Here is a 15,319-nt window from a genome sequence, read left to right on the forward strand (position 1 = left end):
GTGTGGCACGGCCGCACCCTGACAGGGAGCTGGTAATGAAATACGCGGTGTCATTTGTTTTTCTGCTTTTAATGATCTCCTTCAGGCTATGGGCGGCAGAGAATTGCAATGATGCTGCAAATACCCTGGCGATTAACCAGTGTATGGCGAAACAGAGTCAACAGGCGGAACGCCTGTTGGATAAGTATTTCGAAGCGAGCCTTAAGCGCTGCCGGGAGAATGATAAGCTTAGTCTAGCGACTTCCAAGGAGAAAAGCGCTGCCAAGGGACTGCAACAGGCGCAGTCCCAGTGGTTGAGCTATCGCAAGGCCCAATGTAGCGCCGTTTATCAGTACTGGGCCGATGGCAGCATTCGCAACGCCATGTATCTTCAATGCATGCTGGATCTGACTCGCCAGCGTACTCACTATCTGTGGCAGACCTACCTGACCTATATGGACTCGACTCCGCCCGCTCTCCCGGATCCAAAGTCGTAACTTTGTAGAGACTAACAGCTTGGGGGGCCGAGCAGAAGTTCACCCTCGATCGGGATAAAGCGACTTGCCGAATCGATGAGGGATTTAGCGGTGAGCTGCGGGACGCCGTAAACCTCAACATCTACTCCGAATTTATCCCGCAGCTTATCTGCCAGCAGTGAAAAATCCCCATCACCCGAGACCAGCACCACCAGATCAACCTCAGGCGCATACTCAATGCCATCCAGGGTGATTCCTACATCCCAATCCCCTTTGGCGGAGCCATCGGCCCTTTGAATAAAGGGCTTGAGCTTGACCTCAAAGCCAATGGCCCTGAGGATATTCTGAAACTGGCGCTGTTTTTCATCCCCCCTGTCCACGGCGTAGGCCATCGCCCTGACTATCTCACGATCCTTGGTTGCCTCGGCCCAGAATCGGTTGTAGTCGAAGTTTTGTTGATACGCCTGGCGCGTGGTGTAGTAGACGTTTTGCACATCGACCAGCAGTAGAGCTTTTTGCATTGAACCAACCTTTGCATCTGATCTGAGCGCGCTCAACGGGTGAGGATTGAGTTTTGGCTCTTCGCAACCCGGGTCCGCTCTTTGGGGGAGACATTACTGTAAAAAAGGGCCTGAGTCACTGAGTAATGACAGTCTCTTGGTGACCTTTCTATCAAAGCTCTAGCACCTCGCCATCTTCGGGGATCAGTACCTTGTCCATAAGATCTTGTGTCTCAAGTAAGCGCCGTAGTGTGTGGCGATCGATTGGGCAATGATTCAGGGCCTCCATGTGATTAGCGATGACGCGGCCCGGAGAAAGGCGGATGAAATCCAGAACTTCCTCTTTGGGCATTAACAGAGGTTGGCCCAGATCCATCTGTGCTTGCCCTGCGGCAACTACAGTGATCTTCGGTTTTAACTCATTGAGTGCTCGTTTCACATCTTCGGTCAGTACAGTATCACCGCTTATATAGAGGGAGGGCTCATCGGGCAGCTCAAGGTAGAAGCCGCAGCCATTAGCCATCAAGCGGTGAATCCAGCCATGACCATGTTTTGCAGGAATCGCTGTTATCTTGCCTCCAAGAAAATCCTGGGGCTGCCAATTTTCCAGACCACACATCACTGTTATGCCATATTTTTCCAGATAAACTTTATCTTTGCTTGGAGCTATGACGGGGATCTGGTGTTGGATTAAAAAACGTTCTCCATCTGCATCCAGATGATCACTATGCTGCAAGGGTTTAAATCCAAAACATCGGCTGTGGGTCACCAGGGCATGGGTCACTTTCCCGAGTATCTCCTGGCTATTATCAGGTAGTTCAACCAGTGGATTTCGCTTGAGTTTAAAGCGCATCACCGAAAATGGCGGGAGCGAGCCCATGGCTCCAAGCATGGGATCAACCAGTATGAAAGAGTTGCCTGATTCAATGACAAAGGTTGCACTGCGCAGATGGTGTATTTTCATCTCATCCTCTTTCGATTGTGCATACTCCTTTGGCAAGGATAGATAAAACCCAAGGGTATTGCGCCATAGAGTCTATGTAAGGATCTCTTGTACTATCTATCCAGAGATCAGAGCATTTTTGTCCATTCCAGAGCTGTTGCTGTCTTTGATTGTTGAGTGAGCTGCATAGCGATTCGCCAGGGTCGCGCAGTAGAAGATCTGTAGCTGGTGGTAGAGCATGATGGGGAGCAGGATCATTCCCAACATCGGGATGGCACCGAAGATCACCTTGGCCATCGGTACTCCCTGGGTCAGACTCTTCTTGGTTCCGCAAAATACAGCGGCGACCTCATCTGCCCGGCTGAAGCCTAGTCGACGGGTGAGCCAGATGAGAAGGTGTACCACAATACCCAGCAGACCGGCGCAGCTTAGAATTGCCAGCAGTAGGGTGCTGATTGAAAAGCCGTGCCAGATCCCTTCAACCACAGAGTTGCTAAAGGCGTTAAATACGATTAGCAGCACCACACACTTATCGACAGGGTTAATGATCACCCGATATTTTTCAATCAGTTGCAGCAACAGCGGACGCAGCAGCTGACCTGCCAACATCGGTAGCAATAGAATTCTGCCAATCGATTCTATGGTGTTTAAGAGATCAATAGAGTTACCCCGGGTCCCCAGCAGCAGCTGAACCAGCAGCGGGGTGAGCAACACTCCGAGAAAGCTTGAAAGGGATGCATTAAAGATGGCTGCGGGGACGTTACCCCGGCCAACGCTGGTCATGGCAACCGAGGAGGAGACCGCGCTTGGAAGCACCATCAGGTAGCAAAACCCCATCGCCAGGGCGGCTGGCATATAGGCTCTAAATCCGTGGCTCAGCACCAGCCATAGCAGTGGATAGAGGATAAAGGTGGCTCCCTGGACTGTCAGGTGTAAGCGCCATCCACTGAGCTCTTTAAGGATCACCTTAGGGCACAAGCTGATCCCATGTAGGAAAAAGATCAGGGCAATGCCAAATTGAGTCACAATCTCCAGATGTAATATGCCGCCGGACTTCCCAAAACCCGGGAGCAGAGTTGCCAGAATGATCGCCGTGAGCATGCCGAGTAAAAACCATTGTTTAACAAGAAAATGGCGCATGAAGAGTTCCTGGTGTTGCCGATGAGTCTGCACTAGATTACTCTCGGTGGAATTTCCTGCTATCGCCAACTGGATAATAAATGTCGAATAGAAGACAACTTCGCCCGGTTCCGGATCTCAACCAGCTACCACGGCCGGTGTTTGCCAGAATTGCCAGCTGGGACCACCAGGGCACCGAAACCCGCTGGCATCATCATGCCTGGGGACAGTGGGTATACGCCATCGAGGGAGTTTTGGAGGTTCATACCCGGCGGGCTCGCTATTTTGCCCCGCCACAGTTTGCGGTCTGGATCCCCCAGGGGGAGGCGCATCAGATCATCTCAGGTAGTGCAGCCAAGATGCGCAGCCTGTATATAGAGACGGATCGGCTTCCCGGCACGCGTTGGTCTTTCCCGTGTGTGTGTGAAGTTTCACCCCTGGTCAGGGAATTAGTTATGACCTTTTGTGAGTTCCCGGCTGAATACCCGCTGGATAGTCCACACAGTCGGCTGGTTCAGGTTCTGCTGGATGCGATTTCCGAGCTTCCTCTGGCTGCCAACTCTTTGCCATTGCCATTCGATAAACGGCTGCTGTTGATCTGTGAGAAGTTGCAGGCAAGGGTCAATCTGTCTGTGAACATGGAGCAGCTTGGCTCTGAGGTCGGGCTCTCGGGACGCAGCGTCAGCCGGCTGTTCAAATCACAAACAGGGTTGAGCTTTCAGCAGTGGCGGCAGCGGCTTCGGTTGCTGCATGGAGTATCCCTTCTGGAAAAGGGGGAATCGATCACCAATATCGCATTGGCTTGTGGTTACGACTCCCTCTCTGCCTTTGTAGCCGCTTTTAAAAAACAGTTTGGCAGAAGTCCTGGCCAGTATTTTGGCTAGGGGAAGGGCTAGGGAGGGAGTGTGAAGACTCCCTCCGGGGCAAGATTATAGGCTGTTTTCCAGGCTGGGCTCTTTTGCCTGGATACTCTGATTGTGGACCACCTTCTCAAAAGCTTGTTGTAAATCTGCCTGCAGATCCTCAGCAGACTCGATTCCCACCGAGATCCTCAGAAGATTCTCGGTGATCCCGGCGGTCTTTTGATCTTCCGGAGCCACGGCGGCATGGGTCATGGTTGCCGGATGGCAGATGAGACTCTCGACGCCACCCAAAGATTCAGCCAGGGAGAATAACCTGAGTTCGCGGCTAAACTGGGCGACCGCCTCCACACCGCCCTTGATTTTAAATGAGATGATTGCGCCAAACCCGGTTTGCTGTTTGTTGGCGATCTCATAGGTGGGGTGACTTGGCAGGCCTGGGTAGTAAACAGATTCAACCTGGGGATGCTGCTCAAGGTATTCGGCGAGGCATAGGGCATTTTGGTTGTGGCGTTCGATACGTACATCCAGGGTGCGTAATCCCCGCAGGGTAAACAGGCTGTCAAAGGGAGCGCCGGTGATCCCGAGCGTGTTAGCCCACCACTTGAGATCTTCAACCAGCTCCGGGGTTTTCCCGATAACGGCTCCACCGACCACATCGCTGTGCCCATTGATATATTTAGTGGTGGAGTGCACCACTATATCTGCTCCAAGGGCCAGTGGCTGTTGGGATATGGGCGACAGGAAGGTGTTGTCCACCACCACAGTGGCTCCCTTTTCATGGGCTAGCGCACTGACTTTGGCTACATCGATAACCCGCAGCAGGGGGTTACTTGGTGTCTCAATCCATACTATTTCGGGATGACGATTGAGGGCCTCGGTCAGCGCGGCTTCATCGCTTTGATCGACAAAGTCGACGGTGATCACCCCCTTTTCTGAGAGTGACTTAAACAACCTGAAACAGCCACCATAACAATCGTGAGGCGCGAGAAGTCGTCCGCCGGATTTCAGAAGCTGGATTACCAGCAAGGCCGCTGACATGCCGCTGGAAGTGATCACTGCACCTGCGCCTCCCTCGAGTTTGGCAAGGGCATCGGCGAGTAACTCTCGGGTTGGGTTGCCAGAGCGGGTGTAGTCATACTGCCTGGGCTCATTGAAATCGTGAAAGCTAAAGTTGCTGGAAAGATACAGTGGAGGGGTGATGGCACCATGCTGGGTATCGGTCTCTATTCCTGCGCGAACGGCTTGGGTCTGGGAGGAGATGTCTGGGTTATGTGTGCTCATCAATGGCTCCTTATGATGCTAGCGGTGGTTGTTTATAGGCGTCTAGATGTCTATTAATAGCGAGTATAAGGCTGGCCTGTCAAGTTAGTTTTTGCTCAATGAGCTCTTGGGAGTTCCATCAGCTTTAGCTTGGCTGGGAGTGGTTTTTTGAACCCCTCTATGAGTTTGAGATGGCTTATTGGGCGCTTATGGCAGAAGAAAAGAGCGGATCCGTGCGCTCTGCTGCTGAAAAAATGCGATGAAGAGTTGAGATTTTTGCGGAAGCAGTTTCCTGTCCGGGTACAGGAGATACAGAGGGCGATTACGGGGGGATAACTAGACAGCAAGGCTTTGAGTTGACCTTTTTGCAGTGCTTGTTTTACCAGGTAAACAGGCAGAAAGGCAGCTCCAACCCCCAGAATAGCCATCTCCCGGATGCTGATCAGATCATCTTGGGTTACCTGACTTTTGTCCGGGAGCTGATGGGAGCCCAGATCATAGTAGGGTGAGTGGGATTGAGCCTCATCACTGAAATTATTCAAAAATGGCCAACCTTTGAGCTCGTCGATACTCTCAATCTCACCTAAGCGTGCGCAAAGAGTGGGAGAGGCAACCAGCTGATAATGAAGCTTTCCGAGTGAAATGGCGATCTGGTTTGAGTCTTCGAGTGGTCCAACCCGAAATGCAAAATCAAGTTCATTCTCCAGCAGGTGCTGGTTCTGATCCGATGTATAGAGCCTTATCTGAATACCCGGATATTTTTGGTGAAATTCGGCCAGTAACGGGGTTAATAGTTGCTGGGCGAGGGCCCGGGGGGCACTCAGCTGCAGAGTGCCTGTCGGAACATCACGCATCTCGCAGGCAAGAGTCTTGATCTCCTGCAGGGTTTCGCTAATCAGTGAGGCCCTGGGTAGGATCTTTTCACCAAGCTCCGTCAGGGAGAGGGTCCGGGTGGTTCGATTGAGCAGTTTGCCACCGAGCTCCTGTTCAAGCTGCTGAATTTTCCTGCTGAGCGTGGTGCCTGGGATCCTCAGCTCACGAGAGGCTTTAGCAAAACTTCCATACTCTGCCACCAGGGCAAAGAGCTGTAGCGCGTAGGCGTGTTCCATTGTCGATCCTTATTATCCCGTATTTGGGATAGTGTGTGCATATATGAGCAATTGTCAATTTTTATGGGTGTGAATAAACTTGCTTGCAACGTTAAACAATGTCGCCGGATCACAGACTGATCCCGGTTGAATTAAAGTCAGGAGAAGTAGCAGATGAATAAAGTTGTAGAAACAGCTATCGACGAGAAGGGAAGATCTTATCTGGTTTCCGAAGAGCTTCAGGAAGGCTGGGCTCTACCCGGGCATACTATTACCGATCTTTTTTCCGCGGTTACTGAGCCAAAGATGGATGACTCGGTTTCGGCGTTGACCGACAAAAATTTTAATCTCAACCCGGGAGAGATAAGGTTTATTCGTAGTGATATTGAGCCAACTCGTGAAGTGTTTGAGAGCTTAGCTCGGGAGGAGCGCCCTGAGAATATGGATGAGCTTTTTTACCATTCTACAACTACCATCGACTACTTTGTGGTGACCCGGGGGGAGCTCACTTTGCTGGTCGGGAATAGCAAAGTAAAGCTCAAGCAGGGAGATGCAATCATTCAGCGCGGAGCAGCCCATGCCTGGCACAACTATGGTCAGAGTACAGCCTCTATCATGGGTGTGATGGTTGGGGTTGAACCTCCCGCGCAATTTCCAAGGATTGATACAGTTCAGCCTGATTAAGCATCTGGGGCGGGGAGGCTCCCGGTGTGTTCCTGAAACCAGGAGATCTGTTTCCTGTCTTTGTAGCACCTGGATTACCCAATGCTCCCTTAACTTCTCTGTGATTGGTTTTTTGCCAGTTGATTGCTATCAACTCAATAGGTTAATCCTCACCAGGTTGTGTTTCACATCTGTTGTTGATGACTGATTTCACCTCTCACCAACAGGGTGCGTATTCGTCCATGGAGCCTCTGCTGCCAAATCCCTGCGACACAAGGTTGGTGATCTTGAAATCAGTACACCTTTGTATGAGCAAGGGATCTGAGACATAACCTCCTTACGAGTATCCAGGAAAGTTCCTGAGTATCAGACCCGCTATTAAAAACTGCTACTGTGGGTTTCTTGTATCAGCGTACCGGGGCCTATCATTTATTATTCATCAACACGAGCTGGTTAAGTATCAAATTTAATCACATTAAGGTTAATTAAGGTTATTTAAGCTTACTGAATTTTTAAATTTAGCATGTTATTAGTAATTGAATCGTCTGCTTTTCATTCGCCTGTCTCCCTTTTGCGACAAGTTTATATTTGATTTGCGACCAGATTTGTCATAATTGTTTCTATTAGTTTTTATGAGTGTTCATCCATGATGGATAGTGATATGAATGCTATGTAAAACAATCAGTTATACCGATTTGAGTTTTTTGGTTTTTTGCTCGTTCAATAATTTATTAATAATTCACAGGCTATTGGAAAGATGCAGGGATTTATTATGAATAGAGTTCATCTGTGTCATATATTTGTCATGTTTTACTCTACGTCATTTTGTGTCCTTATAAAAATCGTCAGTTATTGATTTATTATGGTTTTGTCAGAATAATAAAACTTAATTCGAATGGTGAATTTAATGACAGACTGTTGCACAGTATCTCCCACTGTTTGAATAACCCCAGAGTTCGTCAAAAATCGACGTTTATTAAATGTATTTCAATGTGAAAGGAAGCATTCAAATGCGCTCTTTATTATTACCTGCTCTCATTAGTGCGGCCTGTGCCATGGCTCCGGTTATGTCTCAAGCTCAGATGCAGTTACAAATGCATCCACAAGCGGCTCAAACACAGGCTACGGATACCGATTCTCAGCTCCCGGCTGCATTCAGCGGATCAACAAGCTATACATCAGGTGATCAGGTGAGTCTCGATTCCCTGAGCTATGAGGCTCAGGACAATGTAGCTGCTCATACTTTTGTTCCGGGTCAGCCTTCACCCTGGGTGCCTTATGCGAAAGCTCCCGAGTGGGATCAAGGTAAAGCGTATTCACAGGGCGACAAGGTGCAGCTCGATGGAGTGGAATACCAGGCGGTTTGGTGGAGCCAGGGCAAAGACCCTTCTGATCCGGCGAATCAGCAGCCGACTGATCCGTCTAAGCTCAATGGTCAGCCATGGTTGCTGCTTGGACCCTGTCTCTTCTACACATCTCAAGAGCAGGGGAACTTTCTGAGCATAGAGTGATCTGATCATCGTATAATCCCGTTTCAAGGTACTCATACGATGCAGATTTCTCCCCATGATCCCCAACGCTGGGCCCAGCACATCTTTGGTTCGGCACAGCTTGGAGACGTGCGGCGTACAGCCCGGTTAGTCACACTCGCCAGCCATTGTGGTAGACATGTGGGGAAATCTTTGGCCGCTTCCTGTGAGGGTGACGATGCCCTGCTTGAAGGCAGCTATCGCTTTATCCGTAATCCAAAGGTCGAACCAATGAAAATACGTCAGGCTGGTTTTGAAAGGACAGTTGAGATAGCCCAGGATATTCCCGAACTCCTGGCTCTGGAGGACACCTCTTCATTAAGTTACAAGCACCAAGCCGCTTCGAAGCTGGGGAAATTAGGAAAGAAGGAGGATAAATCAAGAGGATTCTGGGTGCATTCCCAGTTACTACTCAATGCCCGAACGCAGCAAACGATAGGGTTGGTTCATCAGGAGTGGTGGTTGCGGCCGGATAACCCTGAGGATGCAGACGAGAAAGAGAGTGGTAAGTGGCCCGATGCGTCAGCCCTTTGCCGACACAGGATGGGAGCGCTGATGTCCCGGGTGATCACCGTTTGTGATCGAGAAGCAGATATCTTTGACTATCTCAAGGATAAGAAGGAGCACCAAGAAAGATTTATCGTGCGGGCAAAGCATATGCGCAAAGTGGAAGAGTCCGGACTCCCTTTAGATGAACATCTGCGCTCCCAAGCTTCCCTGGGCGGATATGAGCTTCATATCCCTCAAAAAGGGATGGTAGATAAGCATGGGAAACGGAAGAATCGGCCGACTCGCAAGGCGAGGCTACAAGTCTTTAGCAGCTCATTGACCCTCACTCAGGGGGGCAGAACTCTCACCCTCAACGCAGTACTGGCTGAAGAGCTGGGTCAGCCTAATGGTGCAGAGCCGATCCGCTGGCTTCTGCTGACCAGCGAGCCAGTTTCAACTCTGGAAGAGGCCCTGAAAGTTATCCAGAGCTACACGGCCAGATGGCGAGTGGAGGATTTCCACAAAGCCTGGAAATCCGGTGCAGGTGTAGAAGAGCTAAGAATGGGGTCGGTAGACAATCTGGAGCGAATGGCGTCGATACTTGGCTTTTCAGCGGTTCGGCTGATGCAGTTGCGGGAGAGTTTTACCTTGCCACTCAGCCTGAAGAAGCTGGGCCTGATTAAAGAGGCGAAGGAGGTCAGTCAGATAAGTGCGTCACGAGTGCTTACCGGAGAAGAGATTAAGCTCTTGATCTTGCTGCGCAATAAGAAGCAAACGTTCGAACCGAGTTTGGAGTGGGCTTACCAGGAGATTGCAAAGCTGGGAGGGTTCAATGATACCAAACGAAGCGGGATCGCAGGCTGGGATACTCTCTGGGAAGGTTGGAATCGACTTCAGGATTATCTTCGAGGATTTATGGTTGCCAGAGAGGCTATGACTTCAGGCTTGGAGATCTGATCAAGAGACAGGCTTGGACCTGCACACAATTATACCCAAGAGCAGCTCGATAATGCCCCAGAACTTGATCCTGCGAAAAGTTATTCTGGGGATGCCCTGGTGAAATATCAGGGCCAGAACTATATGTCGCTGCAGCAGGTTCAGGGCGTGCTGCCGGGTGATAACAACCCTTGGAAAATGTATATCGCCTGGGGCAATGTGAGTGAGCAGGTGGGGCAGCCGAAGAATCCATGGCCGACTCATGTATTCAGCCCCTATGTGGATTTTACCGCTAATGCTATGCCTGACTTCGCTGATTTGGCAAAGAATCATGGCGTTACTCACGTAACGACTGCTTTCCTGGTGGCAGGAAAAGCGGGCTCCTGTATGCCGAGCTGGGGAGGGTATCACAATGTGAATGATTACCCTGATGGCTACAAACAGATCAAAGCGATACGCGATGCTGGTGGCGATGTGATGGTATCCTTCGGTGGTGCGAGTGGTTTGCCTTTGGCAACAGAGTGTACTGACGTGAGTACACTGGCCGATGATTATGTGCAGGTTGTGAAGAACCTGAACCTCAATGCGATTGATTTTGATATCGAGGGTCAGGCCGTTGCTCTTCCCTCATCCTATGACAGGCGAAACCAGGCGCTGGCACAGGCTCAGCAAGTATGGAAGTCTGAAAACAAGGAGGTGAAAATCTGGTTTACGCTGCCGGTACTCCCGACGGGTCTGACCGCAGATGGCCTGAATGTACTCAAGAGCGCTAAGAAATATGGTGTTGATCTGACGGGGATTAATGTCATGACCATGGACTACGGCGGGAATGCCTGCCCGGCTTCCACAGGAGAGCAGGGTAATGTTCAGGGACAGTGCAGCGTCGATGCAATCAATGCCCTGTTTACCCAGGTCAAAGATATTTTTGGCCAGGGTAAGAGTGATGAGCAGATTTGGGCAATGCTGGGAACTACACCGATGATCGGTGTGAACGATGTGAATGAAGAGGTCTTTTATCCGTCAGATGCCCAGCTGGTCATGGATCAGGCCCAGCAAAAGGAACTGGGCATGATAGGCATGTGGTCGGTGAACCGGGATCAACCCGGTGAGATCGGCAATGCATCTCCCTATGCCAGCGGCTTGACTGCCGAGCAGGCACCGGCAGGGGCATTTGCAAAAATCTTTGCAGATCACACAGATACCGGGCCTATGGCTAACGCCGGGCAGGATCAGTGGTTGATAGGGCCTGCCACAGTAACATTGGATGGTTCGGCTTCAAGTGATAGCACTGGCACAATTACCAGTTATAACTGGAGTCAGCCTCAGGGACAGAGCGTGCAGTTAACCGGAGCTGATACCGCACACCCAAGTTTCCAGGTGGGCCAGGAGAATCATTCTTATACCTTTACATTGACGGTGAAGGATGACCAGGGAGAATCTGCCATGGATAATGTCCAGGTTACGGTAAGCGATCACATGGTACCGCCGACGGTCACCATTGCGCAGGTTGATCCGGTAAAAGCCACAGAGCCGGTAAGTGTTTCAGCACAGGCGGTCGATCCGACCCATGGGCAGCTGAGTTACCAGTGGACTGTCCCCAGTGGTTTTGTAGTGACCGGGGGTCAAAATAGTTCATCCTTGCAGATGACTGCACCGAATATTGATAAAGAGACTGTGTATGATGTCTCGGTCAATGTGACTTCAACCAGTGGTGAGAGCGCCAAGGCATCAACCCAGATTGATGTGAAGCCTCAGCCGAGTTGTGACCCCTATGATCCCGCAGCAGATCCATCAAAGCATCCAGAAGTTGTGGTATGGAACTCATCCAGTGTCTATAAGGTTCCAAATACAAAGGTGAGTTATCACAATCTATTCTGGATCAATAAATGGGAAGCGTCCCCAGGCCAGGAGCCTGGCAATAATGATGTATGGCAACTGGTGAGTAATGTCATCATGCCGTGGAATGCAGCTAGCAGCTATAGTACCGGTACCCTGGTGAGCTATAAAGGCCATAAGTGGGAGGCATCTTATTGGGCGAATGCTTATGATGAGCCGGGAGTTGCGCTAATGTGGGTGGATCAAGGCCCGCTCACCTGTTCAAACTAGAGCATTTTCCGGATAAATAGGTGCACTCTCATAAGAGCTGCTTCGACTTTGAACGCTGACACGCAAGTCACATCCATGTTGCTCTGCTGCTGCATCCTTGCTGCAGAAGGTCAGCTTAGCAAAACTCAAAGCTGCACTTGAATTTTAAGGGGCGAATAGCGCCCCTGATTAAACCAAAAATGCTCTAGCTTTTGAGTGTAATAAACGTATCTACTGCCTATTGATATGTGAAAGCAAAGCCACCTGCCTCGAGGTGGCTTTTTTGATCCCAGAGATCACTCCAGGCATTTTCTGAATAACAGCCAGCTTACTATGTGTAGGAGTCTGGCGTCCTCAGCTCTGGTTCAGAATAATTCCTAATGATATTAGCGATAAATCATAGGATATATCTCTCCCTTTCTGATTATCCATCCTTTGCTGTCTATTCATAATCGAATGAAATATAAGAAAAAATCATATTTTGTCTGTGTTTTGCGACACCCCCTCGCCAAAGGTGGGCGACAGAAATCATCGTTCAGCTTCTTTACAATTTCCACATAATTTATATCGAAAATTAAATGTCCTCGCCTGGAGGTTTTCCTCTTTCGGCGCGGGAGCTATATACCCGATGTGCTTAACTCACATCTAAGGATTATCATGCGCAAACTATTGTTATCTTCGCTGGTTGGTGTCGCTTGTGCAGCAATGCCCCTGATGACTCAGGCTCAACCCCTGTTGAGCAAGGATGGAGCTACGGGAATTCAGCATGTAAGTAGTATGAAGAGTTCTTTGCCAGAGTCTTTTAATGGTGATCAAAGCTACTCTTCAGGAAGTAAAGTGAGCTTGAACTCGCTAAGCTATCAGGCTCAGGAGCCTGTTCCTGCGCATAGTTTTGTCCCTGGGCAAGCATCCCCATGGGTGCTGTATGTTCCGACTCCTCAGTGGGATAGCAGTGCTGTATATTCTAAGGGGGATAAGGTTGAGCTCAGTGGTCAGGAATATGAGGCGCTATTCTGGACTCAGGGCGATGATCCTACTAACCCTGAAAACCAAAACCCTCAACAGAATAACGGAAGGCCCTGGTTGCCGTTAGGACCTGCTAAAAACTATACCCAGCAGCAGTTGGATAACGCCCCTGAATTAAACACCACAGATACCTATCAGTCAGACACCCTGGTTAAGTATAAAGGGGCAAACTATATCTCTGAGCAGACAGTTCATGCCGTTCTTCCCGGCGATGCGAACCCCTGGAAGATCTATATTGAGTGGGGAGATACCAAACAACAGGTCGGGGTTCCTAAAAACGCCTGGCCGGAGCATGTGTTTAGTCCTTATGTTGATTTCAGCCTGGGCTCTTTACCCAACTTTTCTCAGCTCGCGACTCAGGGGATCAGCCATGTAACGACGGCCTTTATCGTTGCTAAATCAGCGGATGTTTGTATGCCAACCTGGGGTACTTACTATAACGTCAACGATTACAGTTCGGGCTACGCACAGATCAAGGCTCTGCGTGATGCCGGAGGGGATGTCATGGTCTCTCTTGGGGGGCAAATGAATAACCCTCTGGCGGCTGCGTGTAAAGATGTAAACGATCTGGCGAATACCTATATTGGAATTGTCGATAATCTTAACCTCAAAGCTCTGGATTTTGATATCGAAGGATCATGGGTTGCTGATACGGCATCTTATGAGCGTCGAAACCAGGCTCTGGCCCAGGCTCAGAAGGTATGGAAAGCAGAAAATAAAGATATCAAGGTGTGGTTTACCCTGCCAGTTCTCCCAACGGGTCTGACGCTTGATGGATTGAATGTCCTTAAAAGTGCCAAGGCCCATGGGGTTGAGTTGGCTGGTATCAATGTAATGACTATGGATTATGGTGAGTGGGCTTGTCCTGCATCCGCTGGTGAAGGTGCTAATATTCAGGGGCAGTGCGGTGTTGATGCAATAAATGCGCTATTTACTCAGGTGAAAGGCATCTATGGCCAGGGCAAAAGCGATGACCAGATCTGGGCGATGCTTGGAACCACCCCAATGATTGGCGTAAATGACACTTCAGGGGAAGTCTTCTATCAATCTGATGCCAACCTGGTTTTATCTCATGCGCAGCAAAAAGATCTTGGGATGATAGGCATGTGGTCCGTTGCCCGTGACAAACCCGGGGCGATCGGCCAGGCGTCTCCAACGGCAAGTGGATTGTCTGAAGAGCAGGCTCCCGAAGGGGCATTCGCAAAGATCTTCTCTGTGTTCACTCCCGATCAGCCAATCGTTCAGGGGCCGGTTGCCAATGCAGGTCCAGATCAGAAAGTGGTCGGCCCGGCAACAGTCACCCTGGATGGATCAGGGTCGACGGATGATGAGGGGACGATTACCAGTTATCACTGGAGTCAGCCTCAGGGGCAAAACGTTCAGTTAACCGGAGTGGATAAAGCCCGGGCTAGTTTCCAGGTTGGACAAGTAAATGCCTCTTATTCCTTTACCCTGACTGTGAGTGACGGCCAAAAAACGGCCTCCGATGAGGTACATGTGACGGTTAGCGATCATATTCAACCTCCGACAGTAACCATTGCTGATGTTGCACCGGTCACGTCGGGCGATCCGCTGACTATTGTTGCTCAGGCCAGTGATCCCGAAGATGGGACTCTTTCCTATCAATGGAGTGTACCCAATGAATTTACCATTATCAGTGGGCAGAATAGCTCATCCCTTGAGCTGACGGCTCCGAATGTGGATAAGGAAACAGTCTATAGGGTTTCGGTTCATGTTGATTCATCAACGGGTGAGAGTGCCGATGCCTCGACCCAGATTGACGTAAAGCCAAACTCTAGTTGTAACCCAAGCGATCCTGATGCGGCTAAATATCCAAAATGGGATGCGAACGCAATCTATAAAGATCCAAACACCAAGGTTCAATACAATCACCTGGTTTGGAAAAATAGCTGGTATGCGAATCCAGGCCAGGAGCCGGGTCATGATAGTGTATGGCAGCTGGTGAGTAATGTGATCCCGCCATGGAACTCAGGTACCAGTTATAATGAAGGGGCGCAGGTTAGTTATGACGGACACCAGTGGAAAGCATCCTACTGGGCGGGGCCTCAGGATCAGCCGGGCGTTGCCCCAATGTGGTCCGATCAAGGCCCTATGGATTGTTCTAACTAATTGTTGAATGTAATAAACGTATCGATCGCCTATTGATATGTGAAAGCCAAGCCACCTTGTGTCGAGGTGGCTTTTTTGATCCTGGGGATCAATTGAAACGCTTGCTGAGTTTCTGCCGGTTTATTTTGTGAGGGAGTTCGGCATATTCAGCTCCAATTCAGAATAATTCCTTAAGGTATTAGTGATAAATCATTGGGGGGTTCCATTCTTTCCTGCCCAAAACCCTTCACTGC

12 protein-coding genes are annotated in these 15,319 nt (G+C 49.9%); 7 read left to right on the forward strand and 5 right to left on the reverse strand.

Annotated elements, in window-relative coordinates:
- Positions 1-35: 35 nt before the first annotated feature.
- Positions 36-476 (forward strand): lysozyme inhibitor LprI family protein, encoded by a 441-nt coding sequence (locus tag DB847_RS10940; RefSeq protein WP_108650711.1) that lies wholly within the window; start codon positions 36-38, stop codon positions 474-476.
- 11 nt (positions 477-487) lie between these two features.
- Here DB847_RS10940 and DB847_RS10945 read toward each other — a convergent pair whose 3' ends face one another.
- The 3 genes from DB847_RS10945 to DB847_RS10955 all read right to left on the reverse strand — a co-directional run bounded on the left by DB847_RS10945 (position 488) and on the right by DB847_RS10955 (position 3,038).
- The gene (locus tag DB847_RS10945; protein ID WP_108650712.1) at positions 488-976 is read right to left on the reverse strand and encodes an NYN domain-containing protein; all 489 of its coding nucleotides are present in this window, start codon (positions 974-976) and stop codon (positions 488-490) included.
- 151 nt (positions 977-1,127) lie between these two features.
- Complete coding sequence (locus DB847_RS10950) at positions 1,128-1,919, reverse strand: MBL fold metallo-hydrolase (RefSeq protein WP_108650713.1); 792 nt, start codon at positions 1,917-1,919, stop codon at positions 1,128-1,130.
- 96 nt (positions 1,920-2,015) lie between these two features.
- Positions 2,016-3,038 (reverse strand): bile acid:sodium symporter family protein, encoded by a 1,023-nt coding sequence (locus DB847_RS10955; RefSeq protein ID WP_108650714.1) that lies wholly within the window; start codon positions 3,036-3,038, stop codon positions 2,016-2,018.
- An 80-nt stretch (positions 3,039-3,118) separates the two neighbouring features.
- Here DB847_RS10955 and DB847_RS10960 point away from each other — a divergent pair, with 80 nt between their 5' ends.
- Positions 3,119-3,901, forward strand: a complete 783-nt coding sequence (locus tag DB847_RS10960) for an AraC family transcriptional regulator (RefSeq protein ID WP_108650715.1) — start codon at positions 3,119-3,121, stop codon at positions 3,899-3,901.
- Positions 3,902-3,946: 45 nt separating this feature from the next.
- Here the strand turns inward: DB847_RS10960 and metB are convergent, their stop codons facing one another.
- Together metB and DB847_RS10970 are read right to left on the reverse strand one after the other, a co-directional pair.
- Positions 3,947-5,161 carry a cystathionine gamma-synthase gene (metB, locus tag DB847_RS10965; protein ID WP_108650716.1) on the reverse strand — a complete coding sequence of 405 codons (1,215 nt, stop codon included), beginning with the start codon at positions 5,159-5,161 and terminating at the stop codon, positions 3,947-3,949.
- Positions 5,162-5,256: 95 nt separating this feature from the next.
- Positions 5,257-6,249, reverse strand: coding sequence for a LysR family transcriptional regulator (locus DB847_RS10970; RefSeq protein WP_108650717.1), 993 nt, complete (start codon positions 6,247-6,249; stop codon positions 5,257-5,259).
- Positions 6,250-6,402: 153 nt separating this feature from the next.
- On the opposite strand from DB847_RS10970, the gene DB847_RS10975 reads away from it, so the two are divergent.
- The 5 genes from DB847_RS10975 to DB847_RS10995 all read left to right on the forward strand — a co-directional run bounded on the left by DB847_RS10975 (position 6,403) and on the right by DB847_RS10995 (position 15,086).
- Complete coding sequence (locus DB847_RS10975; protein ID WP_108650718.1) at positions 6,403-6,912, forward strand: cupin domain-containing protein; 510 nt, start codon at positions 6,403-6,405, stop codon at positions 6,910-6,912.
- A 989-nt stretch (positions 6,913-7,901) separates the two neighbouring features.
- Positions 7,902-8,402, forward strand: a complete 501-nt coding sequence (locus DB847_RS10980; protein ID WP_159084540.1) for a carbohydrate-binding protein — start codon at positions 7,902-7,904, stop codon at positions 8,400-8,402.
- Positions 8,403-8,441: 39 nt separating this feature from the next.
- Positions 8,442-9,866: an IS4 family transposase gene (locus DB847_RS10985; RefSeq protein ID WP_108650532.1), complete on the forward strand. Its 1,425-nt coding sequence runs from the start codon at positions 8,442-8,444 to the stop codon at positions 9,864-9,866.
- Between the two features lie 99 nt (positions 9,867-9,965).
- Positions 9,966-11,951: a PKD domain-containing protein gene (locus DB847_RS10990; RefSeq protein WP_108650720.1), complete on the forward strand. Its 1,986-nt coding sequence runs from the start codon at positions 9,966-9,968 to the stop codon at positions 11,949-11,951.
- Between the two features lie 636 nt (positions 11,952-12,587).
- Positions 12,588-15,086 carry a PKD domain-containing protein gene (locus DB847_RS10995; protein WP_108650721.1) on the forward strand — a complete coding sequence of 833 codons (2,499 nt, stop codon included), beginning with the start codon at positions 12,588-12,590 and terminating at the stop codon, positions 15,084-15,086.
- Positions 15,087-15,319 lie beyond the last annotated feature (233 nt).

Source organism: Dongshaea marina (genome assembly GCF_003072645.1).
Classification (GTDB): Bacteria; Pseudomonadota; Gammaproteobacteria; order Enterobacterales; family Aeromonadaceae; genus Dongshaea; species Dongshaea marina.

Excerpts from the sequence above, each read along its gene's own strand:
- DB847_RS10975 (WP_108650718.1), top strand. The coding sequence starts at position 6,403 with ATGAATAAAGTTGTAGAAACAGCTATCGACGAGAAGGGAAGATCTTAT.
- metB (WP_108650716.1), bottom strand. The coding sequence starts at position 5,161 with ATGAGCACACATAACCCAGACATCTCCTCCCAGACCCAAGCCGTTCGC.
- DB847_RS10955 (WP_108650714.1), bottom strand. The coding sequence starts at position 3,038 with ATGCGCCATTTTCTTGTTAAACAATGGTTTTTACTCGGCATGCTCACG.
- DB847_RS10940 (WP_108650711.1), top strand. The coding sequence starts at position 36 with ATGAAATACGCGGTGTCATTTGTTTTTCTGCTTTTAATGATCTCCTTC.
- DB847_RS10985 (WP_108650532.1), top strand. The coding sequence starts at position 8,442 with ATGCAGATTTCTCCCCATGATCCCCAACGCTGGGCCCAGCACATCTTT.
- DB847_RS10995 (WP_108650721.1), top strand. The coding sequence starts at position 12,588 with ATGCGCAAACTATTGTTATCTTCGCTGGTTGGTGTCGCTTGTGCAGCA.
- DB847_RS10970 (WP_108650717.1), bottom strand. The coding sequence starts at position 6,249 with ATGGAACACGCCTACGCGCTACAGCTCTTTGCCCTGGTGGCAGAGTAT.
- DB847_RS10945 (WP_108650712.1), bottom strand. The coding sequence starts at position 976 with ATGCAAAAAGCTCTACTGCTGGTCGATGTGCAAAACGTCTACTACACC.
- DB847_RS10960 (WP_108650715.1), top strand. The coding sequence starts at position 3,119 with ATGTCGAATAGAAGACAACTTCGCCCGGTTCCGGATCTCAACCAGCTA.
- DB847_RS10950 (WP_108650713.1), bottom strand. The coding sequence starts at position 1,919 with ATGAAAATACACCATCTGCGCAGTGCAACCTTTGTCATTGAATCAGGC.
- DB847_RS10980 (WP_159084540.1), top strand. The coding sequence starts at position 7,902 with ATGCGCTCTTTATTATTACCTGCTCTCATTAGTGCGGCCTGTGCCATG.